Raw genomic sequence first — 21,591 nt, 5'->3', positions numbered from 1 at the left:
ACTTATTCTGACTCGGGTGGCGGCTTTGAATGTGACAAATTCACATTCAACCAATTCCAAACGGACGGCATTCGAGGCCCCCCTCGAGCCGGCCATCGGAGAACCAAATGCCGCTCTTTCTGCTGTTGAGGCTGCACCGTGTGCAGTTGCCTGTCCGCGTCACCGATCCGGAGGAAGTCCGGCAGGTCTCGCTGCTCGTGGCCACAGGCCTGATCGAGGCCGAGTTCGCAGCCATCAGATCGCGCGCGCGGCAAGCCGTATGGCAGGTGGCCACCGTGACCCGCATCACGGAAGAGGGCTTCGCGGAGATCGCCAGGGCGGGCAAGATGCCCGAACCGGCGCAGGCCTTCATTCGATTTCCCCGGGGATTGCGATTGCTGTGACCTGCGGTCGGCACCCGGCATCATCGATCGACCGCCGCCCACAACCGCAAGGCCGCAGCCACGATCGCCTCGGGCGCATCTTCCTGCACCAGATGCTTGGCATCGGGCACCGGCGTGAAGGACGCAGTGCCCATGCGCCGGGCCAACTCGCGCCCGTCGGCCATCGGAATCCACTCGTCTTCCTCTCCCCACAGAATGGCGACGGGGCAGCGCATCTCGCCATAGCGCCACTCGACTTCCTCGGTGTACTTGTCGTCCATCTGCGCGACCTGCCGCCAGAATGCCTTCTGCCCCTCATCGCCGAGCCAGGGCGCGAGGTAGCGCTGCATCTCGTCCTCGCGCAGCGCGCTCCCGACGGCCGTGCCGATGTAGGCCCGCAGCATGGCCTCGTGGATGTGGGCCGGCAGGCTCGCGAACACCTCTTCGTGCTTCCGGGCCGCCTGCACCAGCGGCGAACCTTGCGGGCTGATCGCCACCGGATCGATCAGGACCAGCGAGCGATAGTCCAGGCCGTTCAGCAGGTGGCCGCGCAGCGCGTTCGATCCGCCGAAGTCGTGCGCCACCACGTCGGAACTGCCGAGCCCCCAGTGCCGATACAAGGCGGCGAAGAGTTCGCTCTGCACGCCGCGAGAGACGTCTGCATCCGGCTTGTCGGAGAGGCCGTAGCCCAGCATGTCGAAGTAGAAGACGCGCCGCTCGCGGGCAAGGCATGGCGCAATCCGCCGCCACTCGGCCGAGGAAAACGGCGTGCCGTGAAGAAGCACGGCCGGCGGTCCCTCCCCGATGGATCCCCACGCAACGGCGTGTCCCTGGAAATCGAAGCGTTCAGGCAGATTCAGTTCATTGCTGGACATCAGGTGCTCTTTCTTCCTCGGCAGATCTCGACCGGTCGAATCATCTGGCGAACGAGATTGTCATGAGATGAATCGCAGCGGAAGGCAACGGCTGGATGGCCCTGGCAAAGAGAGGGGTTCGGGCGCCGATCTACGTCATCACTCAAATGAGTGATATCCAGTCGGGGCCGTTTCCACGACATTCCCAGGTGCGGGTTGCCTCGGGCGGCGCGGGCGCGCGGATCGAGGCAATCTTTCCTTCAGGAGGAAAGCCCATGCAGCCTGACGCCGTATTGCGCAGCGCGCTCGAGGCGGTTCACCACCTCTCGGACCCCGATCCTCCGTGGTCCGCCATTCTTTCGACGGCCAGCCGGCTGGTGGGAAGCGATGCGGCCGTGCTGATCGTCTTCGAGGGCACCGGCGTGGTCGACGTCCAGCAGTCGGGTGCCGATGCGGCCGCGGTGCGCGACTACGCGGAGCACTTCCATACGGAAGACGTCATGACCCAGTCGAACGTGGCGAAGCCCGAGGGCTCATGGCTGGATACGCAGGCCCTGCTTCCGAAGCCGCTGCGCGAGCGCAATGCCTACTACGTCGACTTCATGTGCAAGCACCGCATGAGGCAGCTCTACTCCTTCATCATCGAGAACGGTCCGGACCGGAGAACGAGCTTTGGATTCCAGCGCGCGTCGGCATGGGACGGGCTGTCTTCCTTCCTCGCGAGCGATCGGATCCGCGCCTACAGCCAGGCGGTGCAGCTGGCGGCGGAACGGCGCCGGGCGCAGGCGGCTTCGTGGCTCGCAGCCACCGACAGCGCCTTCGACGCATTGGGCGAGGCCAGCTGCCTGGTCCACGGCACGGGCCATGTGGTGCACGCTTCTCCGGCCGCGAAAGCCATCTTCGACACGCGGGGAACCGTCGTCGTTCAGGGTGCGCGGCTCTCGCATCCGAATGCCGGGGAGCGCGAACGATTGCTGGCGGCGGTGCTGCGCGCCGCAGGGGCTGGCCGGGTCGAGCGGCTCGCTTTCAGGGACAGCCGCTGCGGCGGCCCGCTGCACGTCGAGCTGACGTGTGCCAACCCCGCGCTGCGCTTCGGCAGGGAACCGATGGTCTTCATCCGGCTGCGGCGCGCGGCCGCGGGCCCGCTGGCAAGCCCCGACCTGCTGTCGCAGGCGCTCGACATCACGCTGGCCGAGGCGCGCGTGCTGCATGCGTTGGCCACCGGCGTTTCGTTGAACGACTTTGCGCTGCGCCGCGGCGTGTCCATCCACACCGTGCGCAAACAGGTGGCAATGATGATGGTGAAGATGGACTGCACGAGGCAGGTGGACCTGGTGCGGGCCGCCCTGCGCGTGGGACCATGACCGGCAGGCCGCCGTTGCGCTAGGAGCTTGCCCGGGTCAAGGTCGCGACCGCCGTGAACCCCCTGGACTGCGACTGCGCCTCGAGGGTGCCGTCGGGCTGCAGCTGGTAGGTGAACGTGATCGGCGAGCGCTGGTCGAAAGTGAAGCTCAGCTTGCCGTCCGCGATGCGCGCGGTGGTCCGCCGATGGAAGGACCGAAAGCGGCTATGGTCGCCCTGCGCGTAGACGACCGTTGCGCCGTCGGCCGTCACGCTTTCCACCACGAGCACCGTTTCCTGCTGCTGCCCGCCCGCCAGGCCCCGCCACTTGCCGGACCATTTGCCGGAGAACGCGCGCTGCTGTGGCGCCAGTGCGGCGTCGGGAGGCGTGATGGCGACGTCGGGCGGCAGTGGCACCGATGAAGACGACGTGGAGGAAGTGGCGGCGCATCCCGACAGGAGCGCAAGCACCAGCGCGAACGTGAAAAGGTGTTGCACGGCCGATCCTTTCTTTTGCCAGAGAAATTCTCGGCGTCCGCGGATGCGGCCGCATCACCAGTTCGCGTGATGCCTGCCGATGCACCGGACGGCAGGGATCGGCGCGCGCGGCGGCTTCGGCTCAGTTCTTCTGCGCGAGCTGCTCCAGAATCGCCGGATTCTCCAGCGTCGAGATGTCCTGCGTGATGGCCTCGCCCTTGGCAATGCTGCGCAACAGGCGCCGCATGATCTTGCCGCTGCGCGTCTTGGGCAGGTTCTCGCCGAAGCGGATGTCCTTGGGCTTGGCGATCGGGCCGATCTCCTTGGCCACCCAGGCGCGCAGTTCGTTGGCGATCTGCTTGGCCTCCTCGCCGCTCGGGCGCCCGCGCTTGAGCACCACGAAGGCACACACCGCCTCGCCCGTCACGTCGTCGGGCCGCCCCACCACCGCGGCCTCGGCCACCAGGTCGGTCTTGGACACCAGCGCCGATTCGATCTCCATCGTGCCCAGGCGGTGGCCCGAGACGTTCAGCACGTCGTCGATGCGCCCCGTGATGCGGAAGTAGCCGCGGTCGGCACTGCGCACCGCGCCGTCGCCGGCCAGGTAGATGGTGCCGCCCATCTCCTCGGGGAAGTAGCTCTTCTTGAAGCGCTCGGGGTCGTTCCAGATGGTGCGGATCATCGAGGGCCAGGGCCGCTTGATGACCAGCATGCCGCCCGCGCCGTTGGGCAGGTCCTTGCCGGTCTCGTCCACGATGGCGGCCATGATGCCCGGCAGCGGCAGCGTGCACGAGCCCGGCACCAGCGGCGTGGCGCCCGGCAAGGGCGTGATGACGTGGCCGCCGGTCTCGGTCTGCCAGAAGGTGTCGACGATCGGACATTTCTCATGGCCGATGTTCCGGTGGTACCACATCCAGGCTTCGGGGTTGATGGGCTCGCCGACCGAGCCGAGGATGCGCAGGCTGTCCAGGTTCCAGTTCCTGGGGTGCACCTTCTCGTCCGATTCGGCGGCCTTGATGAGCGAGCGGATGGCGGTGGGGGCGGTGTAGAAGACGCTGACCTGGTGCCGCTCGATCATCTGCCAGAAGCGCCCGGCGTGCGGGAAGGTGGGGATGCCCTCGAACACGACCTGGGTGGCGCCGGCGGCCAGGGGGCCGTAGGCGACGTAGGTGTGGCCGGTGATCCAGCCGATGTCGGCGGTGCACCAGAAGACGTCCTCGGGCCGGATGTCGAAGGTCCAGTCCATGGTGAGCCGGGCCCACAGCAGGTAGCCGCCGGTGGCGTGCTGCACGCCCTTGGGCTTGCCGGTGGAGCCGGAGGTGTAGAGGATGAAGAGGGGGTGCTCGGCATTGACGGGCACGGGGGGGCAGTCGGTGCTCTGGCCGGCCAGCGCCTCGGCGAAGGTCTTGTCGCGGCCTTCGACACGCGCCCAGGCGCTGGGGGTGCGTTCGTAGACGAAGACGGTGCGGATGGATTCGCAGCCGCCCAGGGCGATGCCGTCGTCGACGATGGCCTTGAGGGGCAGCTCCTTGCCGCCGCGCAGCTGGTAGTTGGCGGTGATGACGGCCACGGCGCCGGCGTCGATGATGCGCTCCTGCAGGGCCTTGGCGGAGAAGCCGCCGAACACGACGCTGTGGGTGGCGCCGATGCGCGCGCAGGCCTGCATGGCGACCACGCCCTCGATGGTCATGGGCATGTAGATGATGACGCGGTCGCCCTTGCCGATGCCGGCGGCCTTCAGGGCGTTGGCGAACTGGCTCACGCGGGCGAGCAGTTCCTTGTAGCTGACGCGGGTGACGGCGCCGTCGTCGGCCTCGAAGACGATGGCGGTCTTGTGCTCGACGGGGGTGCCGATGTGGCGGTCCAGGCAGTTGGCGCTGGCGTTGAGTTCGCCGTCGCCGAACCACTCGTAGAACGGCGCCTTGGATTCGTCCAGGGTGCGGCTGAAGGGCTGGGTCCAGCTCAGGTTCTCGCGCGCCAGGCGGCTCCAGAAGCCTTCGAAGTCCTGTTCGGCTTCCTGGCACAGGGCCTCGTAGGCGGCCATGCCGGCAATGCGCGCGCCAGCGCTGGCGCGGGCGTCGGGCGGGAACACGCGGTTCTCGACCAGGACGGATTCGATGGGGTTGGGCAGGCTCATGGATGTTCGGACGCGTCGTCCGTCGTTGGGTGTGGTGGTTGGGGGTATCCGCTGCTGGAATGCGCAAGGTCGAGTGCCATGGCTCGCCGGTTCACGGCGCCTGCCAGGCGACGTTTCCTCCTTCGAACATCGTGCGCAGCCGCCCGCCCTGGACCAGCGCGTTGACGCCGGCCTGCAGCGCCTGCGCCAGGTCGGTCGCGTCCTTCTTGACCGCCATGCCCACCGCCCAGCCGTTGCGCTGGATGCGCGGCGAGGGCAGCGGCGCAATCGCAAAGCGCGCGTCGCCGCGCAGCACCGATTCGATCTCGGACGCGAGCCCCGCGGCCGCGGCCACTTCGCCGCGCTGCAGGGCGCGCGCGGCCTCGGCGCCGTCCTTGGGCTGGGTGTCGAGCTGGTCGCGGTAGGCGCCGTTGTCGGCGCCGATCATGAGCCAGCCCGCGAGCGTCTTGCCGGACACGGCCACCTTCGCATCGCCGAGCGCCGAGAGCGTATCCAGCTGCGGCAGGCGGTCGAGCCGCCGCGCGAGCACCACGCGCTCGCGGTAGTACGGCGCGAAGATGAGCGCCTGCGGCGTCTCGTCCATCAGCGGGCGGTCCACCGGCACGTGCAGAAGCACGTCGGCCGGGCCGAAGCCCAGGTAGTGGCCGCGCCACACCATGTTGCGCAGGTCGTCGCCCATGTTCTCGTCGGCCAGGAAGGGCAGCAGCGAGAGCTTCACATCGAGCGCGCCGGCCAGCGCGCGCGCCAGCTCGATGTCGATGCCTTCGCCGGCCACGTGGAACGGCGGCATGTCCTGGTAGATCGCCACGCTCAGCGTGCCGCGTGCGCGGATCCGTTCGAGCGCGCCCGCACGCGCCGTGCCCGCGAGTGCGGCCACGCCGGCGGCCGCGGCCCACTGCAGGCATGCGCGGCGCGAGAGCCGCGAAAAAGAAGAAGGAGGTGTGTGCATGGCCGCGGGCTCACATCGGCTTGTCGCGCCGCGTCTCCAGGTAGGACTTGATCGACCAGATCGCCTCCTGGTTCATCGTTCCCTCGAACGGCGGCATGTAGACGGCGCCGTTGCGCGTGCGGCCGCGCCGCACGGTGGTGAGGAAGTAGTCGTCGATCTCCTTCACGCAGGCCGCCTTGCGCACGGCGTCCTTGAGCGAGGCGCAGTCGTTGTCGATCTTGCGCAGGTCGGGCGCGATGCCGCCGGAGATGGCGTCGATGCCGTGGCAGCGCGCGCAGTTCTGGTTGTAGGCGGAGGTGCCGACCGTGACGGCCCCGCTGTTGCCGCGGAACGGGTTCTCGGCGCGCCACTGCTCGCCCAGCTTTGGCAGCGAGGAGGTGTCGACGGCCTGCGGCGTGACGTCGCCGTGGGCCCGGGCAGCGCCGGAAAGGGCCATGCCCAGCATCGCCGCGGCCAGCACGGCGCGGGCCAGGGGCCGCAGGGTTCGTGGATCGGGATTCATCATGTCGGGTCTCCGTTGTGGTGATGGGGAACCCGCACAAATTCGCAATCGCTGTGCCAAGGGGCCATTGCTTCAAGCGGGAACACAACTTGCCTTCCCTGTAGCGTCCCGGTCGCGGGACAGCGCCCACAAGGGCCGGTTGCTGTGGCATCCTTGCTGTGGCAGCGTCGGCACGGAACACCTGGCCCACGAGAGGTGTTCCAGAATGAAGCGACCAGTGAACAGCATTCGAAACTGGCCAGAGACAAGCCGCCCGCAAAAAAAGCGGGCCAGGAGACAGCAGATGGTTGATGCCTTTCATGCCCCAGCCAGCCCTCCCCATGGCTGGACCGCGCCGTCGGCGCTGGCCGTCGCGCCCCCCCGGGCCGGCCGCAGCGAGCTGATCCAGCAGTGGCACGAGCGCTGCGCCGCGCTGGGCCTGTCGCGCGTGGAGCGGCCGGACTTCGATCCGCTGCAGCACAGCGACCTCGCGGTGGCGCGCGAGCGCAACCAGCGGCTGTTCACGCATGCGGCGCCGGTGATGGAGATGCTGCTCGAGCAGATCGTCGACACCGACAGCATGATCGTGCTGGCCGACACCACCGGCACCATCCTGCACTCCGTGGGCGACGACAGGTTCCTGCAGCGCGCCAACAAGGTGGCGCTCACGCCGGGCGTGAGCTGGGCCGAGCATTCCAAGGGCACCAACGCCATCGGCACCACGCTGGTCGAGGAAACGCCGACCGTCGTGCATGGCGGCGAGCACTTCATCCACGCCAACAACTTCCTCACCTGCTCGGCCGCGCCGATCTTCGACCCGCGCGGCGAGATGCTGGGCGTGCTCGACGTCACCGGGGACCAGCGCTCCTACCATCAGCACACGATGGGCCTGGTGCGCATGTCGGCGCGCATGATCGAAAACCAGTGGTTGTCGGACGACTACGGCAACCGCCTGCGGCTGCACTTCCATGGCCGCGCGGAGTTCATCGGCACGCTGCTCGAGGGGATCATCGTGGTGGGCGTGGACGGCAAGATCCTGGGCGCCAACCGCAGCGCGCTGGACCAGCTCGACATGAGCATTGCCGCGCTGCGCATGCAGAGCCTGCCGAGCCTGTTCGGCATCACGGCCTCGGCCGTGTTCGACCATTTCCGCACGCCGCTGCCCACGCCGATGATGCTGCATGCGGCCAACGGGCAGCAGTTCCACGTCAGCGCGCGCTTCAACGGGCCGCAGCGCGCGGTGGTGCTGGACATGCCCGTGACCTCGGTGGAAGCGCGCATGCCCACTCCCGCCCGCGACGCGGCCGCCGCCGCGGCCGCGCGGCCGCCCTGCCCTTTGGCGCAGGCCCCCTTCTCCGGCCTGCGCTACCTGGACACCGGCGACGCGCAGATCGCCGCCACGCTGCAGAAGGTGCGGCGCGTCATCAACCGCGACATCCCGCTGCTCATCCTCGGCGAGACCGGCACCGGCAAGGAGCTGCTCGCGCGCGCCGTGCACCAGGACTCGAACCGCGCCCGGCAGCCCTTCGTGGCGGTCAATTGCGCCTCCATCCCCGAATCGCTGATCGAGGCCGAGCTGTTCGGCTACGAGGACGGCGCCTTCACCGGCGCGCGCCGCAAGGGCGCGGTCGGGCGCATCGTGCAGGCCAACGGCGGCACGCTGTTCCTGGACGAGATCGGCGACATGCCGCTGCCCTTGCAGGCGCGGCTGCTGCGGGTGCTGCAGGAACGCAACGTCACACCGCTGGGCAGCCTCAAGTCGATCCCGGTGGACATTGCCGTCATCGGCGCCACGCACCGCAACCTGCGCGAGATGATCGATGCGGGCACCTTCCGCGAAGACCTCTACTACCGCCTCAACGGCCTGGTGGTGCGGCTGCCGGCGCTGCGCGAGCGCAGCGACCTGGACGTGGTGGCGCGGCGCATCCTGCTGGCCGAATGCCCGCAGGACACGCCCGCGATCGACGCCTCGGTGCTCGCGCTCTTCAAGGCCTATGCCTGGCCCGGTAACCTGCGCCAGCTGGCCAACGTGCTGCGCACCGCCGCTGTGATGGGCGCGGGCGAAAGCCACATCTGCGAGCACCACTTGTCGGACGACTTCCTGGAGGATGTGCGGCGCGTGCGGCCCCAGGCGGCGGCCATTGCGCCGGCATTCGCACCCGCACCCGCGCCCTCTCCCGCGCCGGACTTCGCTGCAACGCAGGCGGCCTACGCCGCCGCCGCGCCCGAGCCCCTGCCCCCACCCTCGCAAGACGCCGAGCCATCGTCCGCCGCCGCCCCGAGCGCGCCACGCACGCTCGGGGAAGCCGAGATCGAGATGATCCGCAGCGCCCTTGCGGCGGCCGACGGCAACATCTCGGTCGCCTCCAAGCGCCTGGGCATCAGCCGCAACACCATCTACCGCAAGCTGCGCTGGAACAAGGCCGGCTGACACAGGCCCTGTGGCGGCCAGGGGAAACCCTGTGCCAGGGCTGCACGGTGCTGTACCAGCCTGGAGCAGTTCGCGCAGGCATGCGACTTGCGCCATGCCACTCGTGCAGCCCACACGAGGAGACTTCATGCAACGGCCGGCCACCGCGTTCGAGGATTCATGAAAGTCCTGGTCCTCGGCTCCGGCGCGGGCGGCGGTTTTCCGCAATGGAACTGCAACTGCCGGCTGTGCGCGGGCCAGCGCCAGGGCGTGCTCGACGCCTGCGCGCGCACGCAAAGCTCCGTCGCCGTTTCCGCCGACGGCGAATCGTGGGTGCTGCTCAATGCCTCGCCCGACATCGGCCAGCAGATCCGCAGCCACCCCCAGCTGCATCCGCGCCACGGCCTGCGCGACACGCCGATCAAGGCGGTGGTGCTGATGGATGCGCAGATCGACCATGTCGCCGGGCTGCTCGGGCTGCGCGAGGGGCCCCGCATCGACCTCTATGCCACGCCCTGCGTGTTCGAGGACCTGACCACCTCCTTTCCCGTGCTCGGCGTGCTGGAGCACTACTGCGGCACGCGCTGGCACATGCTGGCGGTGGCCGGCACGCAGACGCGCATCGACTTCGGCGTGGCCGGCTTTCCTTCGCTGCGCTTCACCGCGGTGGCCATTCCCGGCAAGGCGCCGCCCTATTCGCCGCACCGCCGCGAGCAGACCGTGGGCGACAACATCGCGCTGCTGATCGAGGACCTGCAGGGCGGCCAGCGCCTCTTCTACGCGCCGGGCCTGGCCGAGGTCGGCCCCGAGGAGCTGCGCTGGATGCACGATGCCGACTGCCTGCTGCTGGACGGCACCTTCTGGACCGAGGACGAGATGCGCCATGCCGGCCTGGGCACCCGCAGCGCCAGCGACATGGGCCACCTGCCGCAGACCGGCAGCGGCCCGCGCGCCGGCATGGTGGACGCGCTGCTGGCCACGCCGGCGCGGCGCAAGGTGCTGACCCACATCAACAACAGCAACCCGATCCTCGACGCCGCGAGCGCGCAGCGCCAGCTGCTCGAAGGCCATGGCATCGAGGTGGCCTACGACGGGATGGAGATCACGCTGTGACCGGTCGGCGATTGCTGGCGGCACTGCTGCTGACGGGCCTGGCGCTGGCGGCGCAGGCGGGCGTGATGACGCGCGCCGCGCTGCAGCGGCATTTCCCGCCGCCGTGGACCGTGGGCGAGAAGGACGCGCAGCTGCCGGTCTGGCCGATCTTCAAGCAAGACATGACCAGCCCGGTGCTCGCGGGCTACGTCTTCGAGTCGGTCGACCTGGCGCCGATCCCCGGCTTCTCGGGCACGCCGATCAACCTGCTGGTGGCGCTGGATGCGAAGGGCGCGTTCCTCGACGTGCGCGTGCTCTCGCACCACGAGCCGGTGTTCCTCGAGGGGCTGGGCGAAGGGCCGCTCTTGCGCTTCGCCGAGCAGTACAAGGGGCTGTCGCTGCGGCAGAACATCAAGATCGGCTCCAACGCCAACCGCGGCGAGCAGCACGGCAGCGCCAACGTCTACATCGACGGGGTCGCCAAGGCCACCGCGTCGGTACGCATCCTCCACCAGAGCCTGCTCGCTTCGGCACTGCAAGTGGCGCGCGCCCGGCTCGGCTTTGGCGCCGGCAGCGACCCGGCCCTGCTGGCGCGCGTGCGGCGCGACGGCTTCCGGCCGATGGACTGGGACGCGCTGCTGCAGGCCGGGCTGGTGCAGCGCGTGCGGCTTTCGGGCGGCCAGGTGGAACAGGCCTTTGCGGGCACGGGCGTCGAGGAGGCGGAGGGCACCGGCGCGGCTTCCGGCGAAACCTTCAGCGAGCTGTACCTGGCCTACCTGAACGTTCCGGCGGTGGGCCGCAACCTGCTGTCCGAAGCGGGCTGGGAGCACCTGCTCGGCCGCATCGACGAAGGCGACCATGCGCTGCTGGCGATCGCCACCGGCCGCTACAGCTTCGTGGGCGAGAGCTTCGTGCGCGGCGCCGTGCCGGACCGCCTGACGCTCCGGCAGGGCGAGCTGCCGCTGGAGCTGCGCGACCTCGACCTGGACGATCCGCTGCGGCTGCCGGCCGCGCTGCGCCATGCCGATGCCAAGGTCTTCCGCGTCATCGGGCCGGCGGGCCTGGACCCGGCCCGGCCGCTGGACTTTGCGCTGCGCGTGACGCGCGAGAAGGGCATGCTCTACGGCGAGCGGGTGAGCCGCGACTTCGCCCTGCCCTACCGGCTGCCGGCCGACCAGGTGATCGCGCCGCAGGACGACACCAAGGGCTGGCAGGCCGTGTGGCATGCGCGCGCCTGGGAGCTGGCGGTGCTCGCGGGCGCGCTGGCGCTGCTGGCGCTGGTGCTGGCGCGGCCGCGCTGGATCGTTGCCACGCCCGCGCGGCTGGCGCGTTTTCGCACCGGCTACCTGGTCTTCACGCTGGTCTTCATCGGCTGGTTCGCGCAGGGCCAGCTCTCGATCGTCCACCTCACCGCCGCGATCCAGGCGCTGGCGGCCGGGCGCTCGCTGGGCTTCCTGCTGTATGACCCGATGAGCGTGGCGCTGTGGGCCTTCGTCGCGCTCACGCTGGTGGTGTGGGGACGCGGCACCTTCTGCGGCTGGCTCTGCCCCTTCGGCGCGCTGCAGGAACTCGCGGCGCAGATCGCGCGGCGCGCGGGCCTGGGCAAGAAGCGCCTGCGGCTGCACCGCGATGTCGATGCGCGGCTCAAGCGGCTCAAGTACGTGGTGCTGGCGGCCATCCTCGTGCTGGCGGCCGTCTCGCCCGCGTGGACCGACCGGGCGGTGGAAGTCGAGCCCTTCAAGACCGCGATCACGCTGAACTTCGTGCGGGCCTGGCCCTTCGTGGCCTGGGCGGGCGGCCTGGTGCTGCTGAACCTGGTGCTCTACAAGGGCTTCTGCCGCTACCTGTGCCCACTGGGCGCGGGGCTCAAGCTGCTCGGGCATGCACGGCTGCTGAAGTGGATTCCGCGCCGCGCCGAATGCGGCACGCCCTGCCAGACCTGCCGGCACCGCTGCGAGTACCAAGCCATCAAGCCCGACGGCGCGATCGTCTACGGCGAGTGCTTCCAGTGCCTGGACTGCGTGGCCATCCACGACAGCACCGAGCGCTGCGCGCCGCTGATCGCGCGCGGGCGCCAGCGGGTGATTGCGGTGCAGCCGGCGGCGGCCGTCCGGGGTGCGGCATGAAGCGGCGCCAGCTGCTGCGCCTGTCGCTCGGCCTGGGCGCGCTGGCCGGTGGCGCGGCCCTGGCGCCGGCCGTCACCGCGCTGCACTGGGGCCGGCGCGACCTGCTGGGCTTCGGCACCACGCTGAGCCTGCAGGCCGGGCACGAGCACGAGGCGGTGGTGGAACGTGCGCTGGACGAGGGCGTGGCGCTGCTGCGCCGCATCGAGGCGCAGATGAGCCTGTTCGATCCCGCCAGCGCGCTCTCGCGGCTGAACCGCGAGGGCCGGCTGGCCTCGCCGCCCGAAGAGCTGCTGGCGGTGCTGCGCATCGCGCACGAGGTGTCGCGCGAGAGCCGCGGCGCCTTCGACGTGACGGTGCAGCCGCTGTGGGAGGCCTTCGCGGCCGCCCAGCGCGAAGGCCGCCTGCCGGACGCGCGGGAAGTGGCAGCGGCGCGCGCGCGGGTCGACTGGCGCGCGCTCGATGCGCGGCGCCGGCTGGTGCGCTTCGACGCGCCGGGCATGGCCGTGACGCTCAACGGCATCGCGCAGGGCTATGCGGCGGACCGTGTGCGGTAGGCGCTGGCGGCGTGCGGCATCCGGCACGCGCTGGTCGATGCCGGCGAGTTCGCGCCGCTCGGGCTGCGGGGCGGCACGCAGGCCTGGTCGCTCGGCATCGCCGACCCTCAGGCCGAATCCGCGCTGATCGCGCGGCTGCTGGCCGACGGGCGCTGCGTGGCCACCTCGGCCGACAGCCAGACCTTCTTCAGCGCCGACCGCCGGCACCACCACATCGTCGATCCGCACACCGGCTATTCGCCGCCGGCCCTGTCGGCCGTGACGGTGGCGGCGCCCAGCGGCGCACTGGCCGATGCGCTCACCAAGGTGTTCTTCGTTGCCGGGCCCGCGCAGGCGCGGCAGGTCGCGCGACAGTGGCAGGTCGATGCGCTGTGGGTCGACAAGGCCGGGCGCTGGGAGGCCACGCCCGGCCTGCAAATCGAGCCGGCCGCCCGGCGGCCGATGCGGTAGCGCCCGAGCCGCTCAGGCGGGCTTGGGCGCCCAGGCCTGGCACCAGCCCTTGGCCGCGATCTGCTTGCGGCCGAACATCGCGCAGCCCGCCCAGGCATCGGCGGGCGTGCCCTGCCACATCGCGCAGTTCACGCACTCCTGCGTGGCGGCATGGCGCGGGTACTTCTTCTTGTCGACGCTCTTCGTGTCGTGCCTGTAGCCCAACTGCACGGCCGTCTCGTCGCTTTCCTCGGCGCGCGGCGGCGCGGCCAGCACGCGCACCGGCAGCACTGCCAGCAGGCAGGCGCCGCCGGCCGCGCGGCCGACGAACTCCCGGCGGGAGGCCCCGCGGCCCCCTTCGCTGTTGCGATCCGTCATGCCGCCTCCTTCAGTTGGACGCCACGCGGGCCTCGCCCGCGCGGGCGGTGCGCGCGCCGCCGGCGGAAGGGATCTTGAAGACCCAGACCATGCCGCCCTGCTCCAGCAGGTTGACCTTCTTGGCGACCTCGCCGCCCCACAGCGGCACCGCGCCGCCCCAGCCCGAAACCACGGCCACGTACTGCTCGCCGCCCTGCTGCCAGGTGACCGGCGGCGCGACCACGCCCGAGCCGGTCTGGAACTCCCACAGCACCTTGCCGGTCTTGGCGTCGGCCGCCTTCAGGTAGCCCTCGGGCGTGCCCCAGAACACCAGGTTGCCCCCGGTGGTGAGCACGCCGCCCCACAGCGGCGCACCGTTCTTGATCTCCCATGCGATCTTGCCGCTCTTGGGATCGATCGCGCGCAGCGCGCCGATGTAGTCCTCGTTGAGCGGCCTGATGGTGAAGCCGGAGCCGAGGTAGGCCGCGCCCTTCTTGTAGGCCACCGGTTCGTTCCAGATGTCCATGCCCCATTCGTTGGCGGGCACGTAGAACATCTTGGTGTCGGGGCTGTAGGCCATCGGCATCTGGTTCTTGCCGCCCAGGAAGCCAGGCGCCGCGAAGACCGAGCTGCCCTTCTTGCCGTCGCCGCCTGCAACGGGATCGCCCGGGCGGTTCTCGGCCACGTAGTTCGGGCGGCCGGTCTTCAGGTCGATGCCGTTGGCCCAGGTCGTCTTCCTCACGAAGGGGAAGGCGTTGAGCAACTGGCCGGTGGTGGCGTCGTTCACGTAGAAGTAGCCGTTGCGGTCGGCCTTGCCGCCCACGCGCCGGCCGTCCATGTCGAAGGTGACGAACTCATTCACGCCGTCGAAGTCCCAGCTGTCGCTGGGCGTGTTCTGGTAGTGCCACTTGATCTGGCCGGTCTTCACGTCGATGGCCACGGTCGAGCACGAGAACAGGTTGTCGCCCTTGCGCAGGTGGCTGTTCCACGGCGCCGGGTTGCCGGTGCCGAAGTAGGCCAGCCCGGTCTTGGGATCGAAGGTGCCGCCCAGCCAGGTGGCGGCGCCGCCGGTCTTCCAGAGGTCGCCCGGCCAGCTCTTGTTGACGGTGCCCGAGACGCCCGCCTCCTTCTTGTTGCCGTCGTTGTCGTAGGTGTAGCCCATGTGGCCTTCCACCGTGGGGCGCGACCACACCATGCTGCCCGTCCTGGCGTCGCGTGCCTCGACGCGGCCGACGATGCCGAACTCGCCGCCCGACACGCCCGTGAGGATCAGGCCGTTGGCGATGATCGGCGCCGCGGTGGCCGAGTAGCCGGCCGCGTAGTCGTCGATCTTCTCCTTCCAGACCACGTCGCCGGTGTTCTGGTCGAGCGCCACCAGCTGCGCGTCGAGCGTGGCGAAGATCACCAGGTTGTCGTACAGCGCCGCGCCGCGGTTGACCACGTCGCAGCAGGGCATGATGCCCTCGGGCAGGCGGTGCTCGTACTTCCACAGCTTCTTGCCGGTGGTGGCGTCGAGCGCGTAGATGCGCGAGTACGAGGCGGTCACGAACATCTTGCCCTTGTGGATCACGGGCTGCGCCTCCTGGCCGCGCTGCTTCTCCCCGCCGAAGGAGAAGGCCCATGCCGGCGCGAGCCGGGACACGGTGCCGGTGTTGACCTGCTTCAGCGGCGAGTAGCGCTGGCCCTGGGTATTGACCCCCCAGGTCAGGACGTTGCCGTTCGCCGTGGCTTCGGACTGGATCATCTTGTCCGTGACTTGCGCGCCGGCGCCGCCGGCCGCGGCCAGGCCGATGGCCATGAGCGCGTTCAAGAGCTTCAATTGCATGGATGTCTCCTCGTGGGTGTGGATAGCGGCTCGGGCGTGCCATGCGGGCATGCCTTCACGGGAGTCAAGGGCAATCTCCATGCCACGCGCGATGCGGGCTTCCAGGGGCTCTTGCGCGCATCGCCCGGGCCGCCGGGCGCGGGTTTTCCCGCTGCATTGCTACAAGGTCGAACAGCGCGCGGGGCGCAACCGTTGCATCACGGCGCAGTGAATCGCCGGAAGGCGCCGGCCGCGCAATGGCCGCCGATTGAGCGCCAAGGCCGCCCGGCTACCTACCAGACATAGGGAATGAGGCGATGACGCACACGGCTTGCGTATTCGTTGTAGCCGGGAAGATCACGGCGCAAGATCTTTTCCTCATCAAGAAGTCGCCAGATCAGCACCGGCAGGACGAGCGGGAGGAGGCAGATCGTGAGCCACGAGCCAAGTGCGAGCGGCATGCCGATGAAAAGCCAGAGCGCGCCAGCGTACATAGGATGACGCACATGGGCGTAGGGGCCGCTGTCGATCACCTTCTGGTCGCCCGCGACGCTGATGTTGGCTGCTGCATAACTATTGACCTTCAGCACCCAGAAAATAAAGAGGAAGGACGCCACGATCACGATGTTCCCTGCAAGGGACATGTAGGCGGGAACCGGCGAGACGCCAAATCGATGATCGAGTGCGGGCAGGATGATGAAGATGAAAAACGCGAGGATGATGAGCGACACAATGATCTTCTGCGGCCACTCTTTCTCATGCTGCGGTCCGGCATTCATGCGGCGCTCGAGCAGCGGCCTGTCATGAAGGGCAAGATGGACAGTGAAGCCGATGGTCGAGAGAGAAAAGACGGCGACAAAGAGCCAGCCTTGCCAGTATTGCCACGTGCCCGCGGGCAAGAAGATGAAGGCAACGAGAACGGCCATTCCCGCAACCCCTTGCGCGATGACTTTCTTGTAGAGCGGATCCATAGACAGTGAATGGTATGTCCGGCGTTCCATTGCGCAACAGGCGGCTCAAGTACGATGGCACGCTGATGCATCTACGAGATCGGAAAGATGTGGTCAGAAGCCTCTCACTGTCAGCTTGGGGTCGACCGTCCGGACTTGGTCAAGTTCTTCGCTGTGCCCCCGGGATTGCAAGTTGTCGTGGACGGCGCCCGAACCGGCGTGCTTGGGGCAAGTGGCGAGTTGCAACAGGTCAAGGGGTCGTACCTAGGCGAACTGAACAAACTCCGGCAACAGCGCGCGTCAACAGATCAAGCTTCCGGAGGCTGAGACCTGCTATCGCCAATTAGAGGATATTCGATGAGCCATGCGAAACGATGCATATAACGCGAAAAACACGATTCCTCATTCCGCTCAAAGCGGCTGGACGCTAGGCTATATCGGCATCCCTTGGCCTGGCCCTTGGCCCAAGCTGAACGGCGACTTTTTGCCACAGATCCCACGGGTTGGCAGGTTGGGATTGCTTGGGAAAGCGATGGGCCGGCGCTCATACCGATTGAAGGGCCGTGCGAAGGACGCTGGGGCGTCTTTCAAATTCGCTTCCCGCTGCCTGTGATGTCGGAGGACGACTTAATAACGAACTTCCATCTTGTCCTGCCGCTGTTGAAAAGGGAGCGGGCTCGCTTACCCTAGGATGAATCCGTGGCATCCGCTTCGGGACCAATGGAGCAGCTGCGGCAGGTCTTGGCCACAACCGGAAATTGATGACGTGACCTCAGAGCCCTCCTCGTCAACTCACGTTGTGCATATCAGCGCCGCGGCGCGTCGTCCTGCGTACTGGAAAATCGCGGCGCATCTGTGGGGACCCGGCTGCAATATCGACTCCGACGGAAACAGCCGAACTCCAGACGACGAGGAGTGGACCGAACTGACGCTGTCTCTTCGCGGTGAGCCCGGGCAATCCGTTACTGTTGACCCAATCGCTGGCCAGCCCGCAACCTTGGCGATACGGTCTTCTGACCCTGCATTAGCCGAAAAAGTTGTGGCGTTCCTCGATGGCAGTCGCCGGGAGCCAGCGGCTACAGTCGGCCAGAACCAGACAGTCGTCCCGAACTGAATTCATGACTGCGCGAAGAAGAGACTTTAGCGTTCGAGCTTTTGCAGCTCTATGCATGCTTTGGCTGTTGCTGTTTTCAGCAGTCAAAGCCCAAGCAGATGAAGCTTGTCCTTCCCCGACGGTTCTTCTAGGCACTGAAGACGTCCAAAAGCTGGCTCGTCTCCTCGGTGAAAGCGGCCGCATTCACATACCAATCTGTACCGTAGGCTTCGTCGAAGTTGCGGCGGCGGGCCGGCCGCTTTGTAGAGCAGGAAAGTCGACGGAGGTCACGCGAATCGGTGTTCAGATCCGAGCCGAGATCGACCGCGCTTTCGGTGCCGCGTTTGTCGTACGCAAAAATGGCTCTGCCCGAGAACTCGCGACAGACGTAGTTGGCGAGCAACTGCTTTAGGCAGAAAAGTCCAGCCTACCCCCCTCACTTCGCCGCTTCATAGAGCTTGAAACGAGCTTGGGGCTATTTCAAACCGTCGATGGGCGACTGGTTGCCAACGCGCGGCCAAATTTTTCGGACCCGACCACTTTGGTGTTTCAGATTTTCGATCTCGCATCCGCCAAGAGGCAGGAAGTGCCGTTTGCGTCCTGTGCGATCGAGATGGGCCTATTTCGCTAGAGGTCTATTACGGCCAACATCGGACATTTGCCAGCACCCTCAAGCCATCGCATTGCCGCATTCAAGCTGACCTCGATCAAGAATCAAATGTTTCATCGAACTGCAGTACTCATCCTGACAGCGTGCCTCGGCTTATCGGCGCACGCCGACCCGAAGCCCAGCCTTGCCTACGATGACGGATTCGTTTGGTACTTGTCCGGTCGCCTCGCGGCCGACCTCATCCCATTCCAGGCAATCGCGCGTGCCCAGCCACAACCGGAGGGAGAGGTGGCGGCTCAACGTGCCGATCTTGAGGTGCTCTATCACCGCTATCTCATCGACTGCAAAGGTCCGCTTCCAGAACTCGCCAAAGTGCTTGGGGAATCAAAACTGGAAAAGCCGGCGACGCCTACGTCCTACCTCGCTATCGCGGGCAATAGGGAGTACGAAATTTGGCCCATCCTCCGGCGATGGAACGACACTGTCATGCTGACCCTCGTTGACACATATGCAAAGGGCAACTACGGAATCTCGCCGGACTGCGTCCTCGAAGAGTTTCGGAGACAGAATCCGTTGGCCGTACCGTCAACAAAATGACGTCTACAGTCGGCCAACAGCAGACATCCGTCACGGTTGTCCAGCTTCTTCGCTGGAAGCGCACGGCTAAGATAGGTCGTCAAGAGGGTTATGAAGTGATTTATCGGTTGAGTGCGGCCTATTTGAGCCGCTTGGAAAGCGAGCGGAACTCAAAGCTTTTCTATGGCTACGCGATTGCTTCCGCGATCTGCGCTATATCGATATGGCAATTCGGCCTCTTGGCGGCGCTCATCGGCGCCGCGGCTTTCGTTGTCGCCGCGGTCTACCACCAGAAGCTCAATCAGTTCCATGTCCTCAAGGTGGCGGCGGCGCGGCATATTGAAGTCGAAGTTCTCGCGCATCAGCTCGTCTACCGGTCTGCAGTCGGTGAGCAACGCATCAGACTCGATCAACTGCAGTCGGTCGAGCAGTCGTCAAAATTCGAGCCCATAAAATTGGTTCTTGCGGGCGCGCCGCCGCTCATGCTGGATGGCCTGCACGATGCAGACAAGCTCGTGGAGGAGCTTGCCGCATATGTTCGATGAAGGCAGCACACGGCCAACAGCGGAAGTTCAGGGCAACCGCTCCATAGCAGTGTCTAGTTCAAGGGGAACATGAACAAAATCGATGACTATCGATCTCTCCTGGAGTGGTACCAGAAGGGTCTCTACACATGGGCCGAGGTTGGAGGGCAGACCTTCCGGCTTCTCTACTCGAGCGATGACCGCAGAGCATTTTGGGACGCGCTTGAACCAGATCATCGTGAGCGGTTGACTGAGGTTCTGATGGCATTCGATGAATCCGCAGAGCCATTCGCAATCAAGGCAGACTCGATCCAAGTCTGGCGCGAGATGACGGATCTCAAGGCATGGCTCCTGGCTCAGTGCCGGCAGAGCAACTTACGGCCGATACCAGACATCCAAACAGCACCTCCAATTTCGCCCACGAGCCAGCCGCATGACCAGCTACATCAGTCTCCGAGACCGAAGGTTTGACGTCACGTCCGCTGTGGTTCAGCAATTCGATGGCCTGTGGAGCGTGGAGATTGAGACGGCGCCGAAGGAATTCGATGGCGAGCTCTGGGCGCCTAGGCTGTATCACCAGGGCCTCCAGCTAACGACGCATCCCGGTGGCAGCTTGGAAGGCGCGAGCACTTCATGGAGGAGAAAATCGGATACCGACTACCCTCATCCCGAACTGGGATTGATGTACGTGTTCGGCCATCATGATGTGTACGACACGACCTTGGCGTTCGGTCGCGCGGACGCTGAGCACATCGAACTGGTCTGGGATGGGCTTTGCGACGTATTCTGGTCTGGCAACTTCACCGAGGCCGTGCCCTTTGAGTGCCGCTGCGTCGCATCGCTGCGCCACGGCTGAAGGCAGGATGCGGCCACAAGCAGACATCGGGATGAGTGGAATGGTTAGATACAGTCGGCCAGAATCAGACCTCCGCCCAGAAAGTTGAGCATGAAGCCTGACCCGCGTGAAGACGAATGGCAAACGCTGTATCGCTCCCTAGGCGCGACGCTATCGCGGTTTGGCGAAGAGGATGCCTACGGCAACGGTGATTACTGGATCGTCGACGACGACTATGGCGATACATCCCACAAGGTTTGTGTGTCGCGGCTCGCGTTCATTACGCCAGAGCTTGTTGCAGCAGTTCAGCGCTCGCTCTCTGACATGCCGCACTGGAGGGTGTTGCTGCAGGTTGACGAGGAGGTCAACGGCTTACCTGCCTCGTCGACTGGACTGACAGTATGCTTTGACAGCGTTGAGCCGCACCCGAGCTCTCGAACTCGCCCGTAGTTCGGAATGCGGCCAGAAGCGAAACTTCGTCACAGTCATTCAATTTTTCTGCGCCGACGTCTGGAACCATCGACCGTCGTCGATTCACTTCTCCCCGGAGACGCCTTGGCGATGCTTGGCGATGGCATGTGCCGAGCCAGTTCGTGCTTTCGCATGTGACTGTTCTGGGACAGGTCAGATGGGACCGGCTTGCGGCTCGAGGTTCAAGTTGTCGGCCGAGCCCGTCACGGTTTCCACGTAGTTGAACGACGATTTCCTGTGCTTCGAGGGGCGACGCTTCAGAACGCTCTGATGCGCAAAATGCTTGCACAGGGGTTTGAGCATCACATCCAGTCGCGCAGCGCGGGTCAGAGGTGCGGCAGGAACACCTGGCAGAACTGCTCATATGCGCTCTGTGGCGAATATGTCCTGTCATGTGCCAAGTAGCCGTCCATGTCGCTCAAGAACTTGCGCGACTTCATTCGGCGCGCCAGCTCTGCTTCGATGTTGGCAGCGCTGAACGTGCTGCCCTCCTGCCTCATATAGAAGCGGAAGGCTTCGCCGACTCGGCCCGGGTTCACCTTGGAGACCGCATGGGGCTGTTGCGACGTCTCCCACGCCCAGACGATGTCGAACAGGTCTCGACCGTGCTCACGCTGGAGCAGCGCGCGCAGCTTTGTGCCGAGCATCTCGTCGAGGTCGTATGACGCCACGGCAATGTGCCGTGCCGCGCCGGGCCCGGGAACCTGGACTTTGACGGTCACGAGAGGGAAGAAGCTCTTGTTCTCGTTGGTGTTGACCTCGACTTTGAGGTGGGCGAGCGCCGCGTCAGAACTCGTGGGGTCGTAGGTGTATGTGCTGCGGATGATTTTTGACTTGGCCACCAGGTTGCGAACAGTCAACTGAATGTCCGTCATCACCGACTCGACCGGATTACCAAGAAGCGGCTTAAGAACTCGCGTGAGCGCCTTCTTGATGTGGCCGGGCGGACGGTCGCCCACCAGCACCAAGTCGATGTCTTCCGAATACCTGCTCGCCGGTGCGAGGTGCGCCTTGTGAAGCACCGTGCCTCCGCGCATTGCGACTTGGCCTTTCAAGAACTTGTCCTCGAAGATGGCGGCCACGGCCTGGCTGATGAGGTAGTCCTGTTCAACCATGAGGTCACTGCTCCACGGAGCCACTGGCCGCCACTGCGCTAGTT

19 protein-coding genes and 1 pseudogene are annotated in these 21,591 nt (G+C 66.5%); 10 read left to right on the top strand and 10 right to left on the bottom strand.

Going from position 1 to position 21,591, the window contains the following annotated elements; genetic code table 11:
• Window positions 1-107 precede the first annotated feature (107 nt).
• Entirely contained in the window at window positions 108-383 is a 276-nt protein-coding gene (locus VPA02S_RS19725; protein WP_015866278.1) for a hypothetical protein, read from the top strand.
• A gap of 20 nt (window positions 384-403) precedes the next feature.
• Here VPA02S_RS19725 and VPA02S_RS19720 read toward each other — a convergent pair whose 3' ends face one another.
• Window positions 404-1,237: an alpha/beta fold hydrolase gene (locus VPA02S_RS19720; RefSeq protein ID WP_062365264.1), complete on the bottom strand. Its 834-nt coding sequence runs from the start codon at window positions 1,235-1,237 to the stop codon at window positions 404-406.
• Window positions 1,238-1,491: 254 nt separating this feature from the next.
• On the opposite strand from VPA02S_RS19720, the gene VPA02S_RS19715 reads away from it, so the two are divergent.
• Complete coding sequence (locus tag VPA02S_RS19715; protein ID WP_062365263.1) at window positions 1,492-2,580, top strand: helix-turn-helix transcriptional regulator; 1,089 nt, start codon at window positions 1,492-1,494, stop codon at window positions 2,578-2,580.
• A gap of 19 nt (window positions 2,581-2,599) precedes the next feature.
• Here the strand turns inward: VPA02S_RS19715 and VPA02S_RS19710 are convergent, their stop codons facing one another.
• The 4 genes from VPA02S_RS19710 to pedF form a co-directional block, all read right to left on the bottom strand.
• Window positions 2,600-3,055, bottom strand: coding sequence for a hypothetical protein (locus VPA02S_RS19710; RefSeq protein ID WP_018906931.1), 456 nt, complete (start codon window positions 3,053-3,055; stop codon window positions 2,600-2,602).
• A 121-nt stretch (window positions 3,056-3,176) separates the two neighbouring features.
• On the bottom strand, window positions 3,177-5,171 hold the full coding sequence (gene acs / locus VPA02S_RS19705) for an acetate--CoA ligase (RefSeq protein WP_062365262.1): 1,995 nt from the start codon (window positions 5,169-5,171) through the stop codon (window positions 3,177-3,179).
• A gap of 91 nt (window positions 5,172-5,262) precedes the next feature.
• Window positions 5,263-6,120, bottom strand: a complete 858-nt coding sequence (locus VPA02S_RS19700; RefSeq protein ID WP_062365261.1) for a substrate-binding periplasmic protein — start codon at window positions 6,118-6,120, stop codon at window positions 5,263-5,265.
• 10 nt (window positions 6,121-6,130) lie between these two features.
• Window positions 6,131-6,625 carry a cytochrome c-550 PedF gene (gene pedF / locus VPA02S_RS19695; RefSeq protein ID WP_015866272.1) on the bottom strand — a complete coding sequence of 165 codons (495 nt, stop codon included), beginning with the start codon at window positions 6,623-6,625 and terminating at the stop codon, window positions 6,131-6,133.
• A gap of 280 nt (window positions 6,626-6,905) precedes the next feature.
• On the opposite strand from pedF, the gene VPA02S_RS19690 reads away from it, so the two are divergent.
• The 4 genes and pseudogenes from VPA02S_RS19690 (at window position 6,906) to VPA02S_RS19675 (ending at window position 13,233) form a co-directional block, all read left to right on the top strand.
• Window positions 6,906-9,032, top strand: coding sequence for a sigma-54-dependent Fis family transcriptional regulator (locus VPA02S_RS19690; protein WP_062365260.1), 2,127 nt, complete (start codon window positions 6,906-6,908; stop codon window positions 9,030-9,032).
• A gap of 159 nt (window positions 9,033-9,191) precedes the next feature.
• The gene (gene pqqB, locus VPA02S_RS19685; RefSeq protein WP_015866270.1) at window positions 9,192-10,124 is read left to right on the top strand and encodes a pyrroloquinoline quinone biosynthesis protein PqqB; all 933 of its coding nucleotides are present in this window, start codon (window positions 9,192-9,194) and stop codon (window positions 10,122-10,124) included.
• Window positions 10,121-12,229 carry a 4Fe-4S binding protein gene (locus VPA02S_RS19680; protein ID WP_062365259.1) on the top strand — a complete coding sequence of 703 codons (2,109 nt, stop codon included), beginning with the start codon at window positions 10,121-10,123 and terminating at the stop codon, window positions 12,227-12,229. Before pqqB ends, VPA02S_RS19680 begins: the two co-directional genes overlap by 4 nt.
• Window positions 12,226-13,233 (top strand): annotated as a pseudogene (locus VPA02S_RS19675) (FAD:protein FMN transferase). The gene VPA02S_RS19680 and the pseudogene VPA02S_RS19675 overlap by 4 nt, the downstream one beginning before the upstream one ends.
• Window positions 13,234-13,245: 12 nt before the next feature.
• On the opposite strand, the gene VPA02S_RS19670 reads toward VPA02S_RS19675, so the two are convergent.
• From VPA02S_RS19670 to VPA02S_RS19655, 4 genes are all read right to left on the bottom strand, one after another.
• A complete protein-coding gene (locus VPA02S_RS19670) occupies window positions 13,246-13,590 on the bottom strand; it encodes a high-potential iron-sulfur protein (protein ID WP_015866266.1) in 345 nt (114 codons plus the stop codon).
• Between the two features lie 10 nt (window positions 13,591-13,600).
• A complete protein-coding gene (locus VPA02S_RS19665; RefSeq protein WP_015866265.1) occupies window positions 13,601-15,394 on the bottom strand; it encodes a PQQ-dependent methanol/ethanol family dehydrogenase in 1,794 nt (597 codons plus the stop codon).
• A 272-nt stretch (window positions 15,395-15,666) separates the two neighbouring features.
• Window positions 15,667-16,344 (bottom strand): methyltransferase family protein, encoded by a 678-nt coding sequence (locus tag VPA02S_RS19660; protein ID WP_015866264.1) that lies wholly within the window; start codon window positions 16,342-16,344, stop codon window positions 15,667-15,669.
• Window positions 16,345-17,564: 1,220 nt separating this feature from the next.
• Entirely contained in the window at window positions 17,565-17,819 is a 255-nt protein-coding gene (locus VPA02S_RS19655) for a hypothetical protein (protein ID WP_041945824.1), read from the bottom strand.
• A gap of 255 nt (window positions 17,820-18,074) precedes the next feature.
• Here VPA02S_RS19655 and VPA02S_RS19650 point away from each other — a divergent pair, with 255 nt between their 5' ends.
• The 4 genes from VPA02S_RS19650 (at window position 18,075) to VPA02S_RS31805 (ending at window position 20,411) form a co-directional block, all read left to right on the top strand.
• Window positions 18,075-18,623 (top strand): hypothetical protein, encoded by a 549-nt coding sequence (locus tag VPA02S_RS19650; protein WP_150106909.1) that lies wholly within the window; start codon window positions 18,075-18,077, stop codon window positions 18,621-18,623.
• Window positions 18,620-19,147 carry a hypothetical protein gene (locus VPA02S_RS19645; protein ID WP_244883658.1) on the top strand — a complete coding sequence of 176 codons (528 nt, stop codon included), beginning with the start codon at window positions 18,620-18,622 and terminating at the stop codon, window positions 19,145-19,147. The genes VPA02S_RS19650 and VPA02S_RS19645 overlap by 4 nt, the downstream gene beginning before the upstream one ends.
• 412 nt (window positions 19,148-19,559) lie before the next feature.
• Window positions 19,560-19,982 (top strand): hypothetical protein, encoded by a 423-nt coding sequence (locus tag VPA02S_RS19640; protein WP_015866261.1) that lies wholly within the window; start codon window positions 19,560-19,562, stop codon window positions 19,980-19,982.
• A gap of 90 nt (window positions 19,983-20,072) precedes the next feature.
• The gene (locus tag VPA02S_RS31805) at window positions 20,073-20,411 is read left to right on the top strand and encodes a hypothetical protein (RefSeq protein ID WP_150106908.1); all 339 of its coding nucleotides are present in this window, start codon (window positions 20,073-20,075) and stop codon (window positions 20,409-20,411) included.
• Window positions 20,412-20,758: 347 nt separating this feature from the next.
• Here VPA02S_RS31805 and VPA02S_RS19635 read toward each other — a convergent pair whose 3' ends face one another.
• A complete protein-coding gene (locus VPA02S_RS19635; RefSeq protein WP_244883657.1) occupies window positions 20,759-21,547 on the bottom strand; it encodes a nucleotidyl transferase AbiEii/AbiGii toxin family protein in 789 nt (262 codons plus the stop codon).
• Window positions 21,548-21,591 lie beyond the last annotated feature (44 nt).

The sequence above is a fragment of the Variovorax paradoxus NBRC 15149 genome (genome assembly GCF_001591365.1).
Classification (GTDB): domain Bacteria; phylum Pseudomonadota; class Gammaproteobacteria; order Burkholderiales; family Burkholderiaceae_C; genus Variovorax; species Variovorax paradoxus.
The sequence above is the reverse complement of the archived record's forward strand: the minus strand, read 5'-3'. Positions and strand labels throughout refer to the sequence as shown.